This is a genomic window from Massilia sp. DJPM01 (assembly GCF_030348125.1).
In the GTDB taxonomy this organism is placed as follows: Bacteria; Pseudomonadota; Gammaproteobacteria; order Burkholderiales; family Burkholderiaceae_D; genus Telluria_A; species Telluria_A frigida.
The window spans coordinates 1-4,831 of sequence record NZ_JAQOZV010000120.1 but is presented as its reverse complement, the minus strand read 5'-3'; the positions used below and the strand labels follow the sequence as shown (position 1 = coordinate 4,831).

The 4,831-nt window shown below is 57.6% G+C and carries 4 protein-coding genes; 3 read left to right on the top strand and 1 reads right to left on the bottom strand.

Translation table 11 applies throughout. The features are described 5' to 3' along the window. On the top strand, positions 1-423 hold a 423-nt coding region (locus PO883_RS33725), incomplete at its 5' end, for an RHS repeat-associated core domain-containing protein (RefSeq protein WP_289313683.1). Between the two features lie 27 nt (positions 424-450). Beyond that, the gene (locus tag PO883_RS33720) at positions 451-954 is read left to right on the top strand and encodes a tetratricopeptide repeat protein (protein ID WP_289313682.1); all 504 of its coding nucleotides are present in this window, start codon (positions 451-453) and stop codon (positions 952-954) included. A gap of 906 nt (positions 955-1,860) precedes the next feature. Here the strand turns inward: PO883_RS33720 and PO883_RS33715 are convergent. Continuing rightward, entirely contained in the window at positions 1,861-2,268 is a 408-nt protein-coding gene (locus PO883_RS33715) for a helix-turn-helix domain-containing protein (protein WP_222853146.1), read from the bottom strand. Between the two features lie 105 nt (positions 2,269-2,373). Here PO883_RS33715 and PO883_RS33710 point away from each other — a divergent pair. Then, a partial coding sequence (locus PO883_RS33710) for a toprim domain-containing protein (RefSeq protein WP_289313681.1) occupies positions 2,374-4,831 on the top strand: 2,458 nt, incomplete at its 3' end.

Below are 4,831 nucleotides of genomic sequence, written 5' to 3'. Positions count from 1 at the left end.
GTGCAGAGCGATCCGATCGGCCTAAAAGGCGGGATCAATACCTACGCATATGTTGAGGCGAACCCTTTATCAAGGGTTGATCCGCTTGGACTTCAGTCGATCGCCGCCTGTGCAAATCCTGCAAATGCCGTCGTATGCGCAGAAGCGGGAATTATTTCGGTGCCTAAGCCGCCTGTTTTCGTTATCCCCAAAATGCCGACCGTGTCCATCTTTCGGACCATTGTAAATATGTGCACTGGTAAGACCGTGCCGACACCGGAAGAATGCAAGCAGTCATGGGACAAAGCGGAGCGGTACTGCAAGGAATTATTTAGCAATGGCACGCTACCGAACGGGAAGAAAGGTGTAGGCGGGAAAAGCATAGATGAATGCATGATGGGCCAGGTGGAGGAAGCTTGCGGCGGAAACTTAGTTAGATGGTAGTCCAAGGCCTTGATGATGGAGTTATTGATGAACAAGAATGAAGATTTGATTAGGCGAAGGCTTGACGACGTTGAGCGCCTACAGAATTCGGATAAATTTGAAGAAGCTATCGAAGTTTGTAATGAAATAATTTCTGTAGACTCAGAATGTTATATGGCATTTAGCAGGCGAGGCGATATCTACCATGGCATGGGGATGCATGAAAATGCCTTTCGTGACTTGAAGAAATTGATGATGCTACGTCCGGACTGCCCCAGTGCGTACTACGTCAGTGCGAGATGGAATTTGGAGCTAGGAAATGATCAGGCCGTCGTGGATGATGCAAATTTTGTGGTTAAATCAGGTGAGCCATATTTCATTAAGATGGCCTATTTCTTCAGGGCCCTAGCATTTCTGAGTTTGGGCAATAAGGCAAAGGCATTGGACGATTGCCATAAGCTTCCCGATGAGTTCCGTACTGCTGTGACTACATACAAGACTGGTTGGCAGGTTCTTTCCCGTGCAGATCTCATGAAGATGATCACCAACTGATGGGCGCGTGTTAGCGACAGGGGTGTGATTCTGACCGTATCCTGTTCGTATCTTGCGCGTATCCTATCGTAGCCTAGTCGTATCCTATCGTAGCCTAGTCGTATCCTATCGTAGCCTAGTCGTATCCCATCCGCGCTTCGGAAAAATCTGGCCTGGTACGAAAAACCCCGCAAAACACCATGGCGGCGGGGTGCGCGGGGAATCCCCGCCACCCCCTCCAATCCCTCACACATCACGCAACCCTCCGGTTTGCCATACGGCCCGCCGTTGCAGGCTCCCCGCGTATGACGGGGTCAAGTTCCCGGTATGACGCTAACCTTCGAAATGAGCCATAGCGCCCGCCGTTGCGGGCTGTCCGTGTAATACGGGCCCGGTCGAGCGGCAGGTCTGTCGCATGCGTTCAGAGCCGACGATTTTGCACCGGTCGGCGGCAAATTGGCCCGCCGTTTCTGCCGTCTGGTGACCTCACATGCACTCGGCCCCTGATCCGCCAATTAACCTCACAGCATTGGCCGCGAATCCGCCGCAAATCTACAGCATTTGTTGCATCGAGGCGAAGGACAGGATGCTAGATGTATGCCGCACGGTGCGACATACATCCAGAATTTTGCTCGCTAGTTCGCTTCGCGCCCGTCGCAATCAACTCAGGGCTTCGCCCCGAGACCCGTGAAAACTTATGTGGCGGTGGGCTTGGCAGCACCGGCATTGGCGGCGCTCTCGCCGTGGCGAATGAAGCGAGTAGGTAACGGGGCGTGGGCGGATATTTGTTTATAGTTAACAAAAAAAGCCTCCCCTGACCCACTGCTGCGTGCGTGGGTTCCGGGTCCGGCTTAATTTTTACACGCGGCTGAAAGGCAAATGCCACGCTGTAGCATCACCTCTTCATTGCCGAGTCTGTCGCTAAGGTCAGCGTTTGGTTTCGTTGGCCTTGGCTTTAGCGGCAGGGGTAGGAGTTTGTGTCCAGCGCTTGGCGTCGTGCATGTGCAAAACGCCAGCGATCATAGTCTCTACTGCCTCACGTTCTTTCTCATCGAGCTTGGAAACGGCTTCAAATTGCAATTTCAATCGTTCATCCGGGCCGCGTTCGTCAGGTTCAAAAAGCAGCATATCCGCGCTGACATTCAGAGCCAGAGCGATTCGTCTGAACACCTCAATTGTTGGCTGCGACGCGCCCGATTCATAGCGTTTTAGCTGCGAAACATGCATGCCGATCTTGTCGGCCATTTGTTGCTGTGTAAAGCCAAGTGCCTTGCGAAGCGAGGCCAAGCGTTCGGGAAAACTCATAGGGAGGACAAAGAGATTTGCGGTAGCCATAAGTGTATGCCCTCCTTTTTTTGAGCTTGACTGATAGTAGCATAACAGGGACAATAAAAATACACCACAAGGCTACTTGACAGGTTTTTGAGAAAAGGCGGATTTATGGCACGTATCCCGGAAGATGAGATCGAGCGACTAAAAAAAGACGTGTCGGTGCTGCAATTGGCCGAAGCACGCGGCATCGAGCTGAAGGGGCACGGCGACAATCTGGTGGGCCGCTGCCCATTCCACGCCGACAAGACGCCCTCGCTGGTCATCACCCCCGACAAGAACCTGTGGCACTGCCTTGGCGCATGCCAGGCTGGCGGCGGGCCGATTGATTGGGTCATGAAAGCTAACGGCGTATCGTTCCGGCACGCGGTCGAGCTGCTGCGCACCGATTCTGCTTTAGCTGCGGGGGTTGGTGAGCCGGTCAAGGTATCGCGCACGCGCAAGTTGCCGCCGCCAGCAGCGCCGTCCGCAGCCGATGGTGAATTGCTCAACCAGGTCATCGACTTCTACCACCAGACCTTGCTTGAATCGCCGGAAGCGCTGGCCTACCTTGCCAAGCGTGGGCTGACCGATCCGGAAATGATCGAGCGTTTCAGGCTGGGTTACGCCAACCGCACGCTGGGTTACCGGCTCCCTGCCAAGAACGTCAAGGCCGGCGCAGAACTCAAGGGCCGTTTGCAAGGCATCGGCATCCTGCGCGAAACCGGTCACGAACACTTCAACGGCTCCATCGTCGTGCCGATCATCGACATTGGCGGCAATGTCACCGAAGCCTACGCGCGCAAGCTGCGCGACGATCTGCGCACGGGCACGCCGACGCACCTGTATCTGCCGGGGCCGCACCAGGGCGTATGGAACGAGGTGGCGTTGCAGCAGCACGAGGAAATCATCCTGTGCGAGGCGCTGATCGACGCGCTCACGTTCTGGCAGGCGGGCTATCACAACGTCACCGCTAGCTATGGCACGTCCGGTTTTACGCCTGACCACATCGCCGCGTTTCAGCGGCACGGCACCAAGCGCGTCCTGATTGCATATGACCGCGACGACGCGGGCGACAAAGCGGCCGACGCGGTGGCCGAGCAATTGCACGCGATTGGCATCGAGTGCTACCGCATCCAGTTCCCGAAGGGGATGGACGCCAACGAATATGCCTTGAAGGTCACGCCGGCATCGAAAAGCCTTGGCATCCTGATCCGCAAGGCAGCATGGTGCGGCAAAGGCATTGCGCCGCAGGCAGTCCCCGGCCAGCACGTCGAGACGATGGAGTACGTCGCCGACGTTAGCGCCGCGCCTGCGCCAGTCGTGACGGCGGCACCAGCACCGGCACCGGCACCGGCACCGGCACCGGCATCCGATGCTGCCGGCATTGCGCCGTCGGAGCCTGCCGGCTTAGTCGCTTCGCCCACGGCCGCGCCAGCGGCGGCGTCCATCGAGGCCGAAATCAAGGACGATGAAGTGGTGTTCACGTTCGGCGACCGGCGCTATCGCGTGCGCGGCCTTCCGAAAAACCTGTCGCCAGAAACGCTCAAGATCAACCTGCTCGTGTCCTGCAAGGATGCCTACTTCGTTGATACGCTCGACCTGTACAGCGCGCGCGGGCGCAGCCAGTACCTGCTGTACGCGGCCAAGGAGCTGGCCGTGCGCGACGACCTCATTAAGCACGACCTGGGGCGTATCTTGCTCAAACTGGAAGCGTTGCAGGACGAGCGCATCAAGTCTGCGACCAAAACAGCGCCGACCATCCCGACCATGACCGACGCCGAGCGCGATGCCGCCCTGGCACTGCTGCGCGCGCCCGACCTGCTGGACCGGATCGTGGCCGACTTCGACGCTTGCGGGCTGGTCGGCGAGCGCACCAACAAGCTCGTTGGCTACCTGGCCGCAGTGAGCCGCAAGCTCGATAGGCCGCTGGCTATCGTCGTGCAGTCGTCAAGCGCGGCCGGCAAAAGCTCGCTGATGGATGCGGTGCTGGCGATGATCCCGGAGGAAGAACGCATCAAGTACAGCGCCATGACTGGCCAGAGCCTGTTCTACATGGGCGAGACGAACTTGCAGCACAAGATACTTGCCATCGTTGAAGAGGAAGGCGCGAGCCGGGCCAGCTACGCCCTGAAACTGCTGCAAAGCGAGGGCGAGTTGATGATTGCCTCGACCGGCAAGGATGCCAATACGGGGAGCCTGATCACCCAGGAATACCGCGTTACAGGCCCCGTCATGATCTTCCTGACCACGACGGCTATCGAGATTGACGAAGAGCTGATGAACCGCTGCATCGTCCTCACCGTCGATGAAGGGCGCGAGCAAACCGAGGCAATTCACAGCCTGCAACGCAACCGGCGCATGCTGTCGGGCCTGATGGCGAAACAGGCCAAGGATGCGATTCTGGCCTTGCACCGCAATGCACAGCGCTTGCTGCGCCCGCTGGCCGTGGTCAATCCCTACGCCGACCAGCTCACGTTCCTGTCCGACAAAACACGGACCCGGCGCGATCATGAAAAATACCTGACGATGATCGACACCATCGCCTTGCTGCACCAACACCAGCGCGCCACCAAGAACACGACGGGCA

Bases quoted from the DNA above. Each gene is read 5' to 3' on its own strand.
- PO883_RS33715 (WP_222853146.1), bottom strand. From the start codon at position 2,268: ATGGCTACCGCAAATCTCTTTGTCCTCCCTATGAGTTTTCCCGAACGC.
- PO883_RS33720 (WP_289313682.1), top strand. From the start codon at position 451: ATGAACAAGAATGAAGATTTGATTAGGCGAAGGCTTGACGACGTTGAG.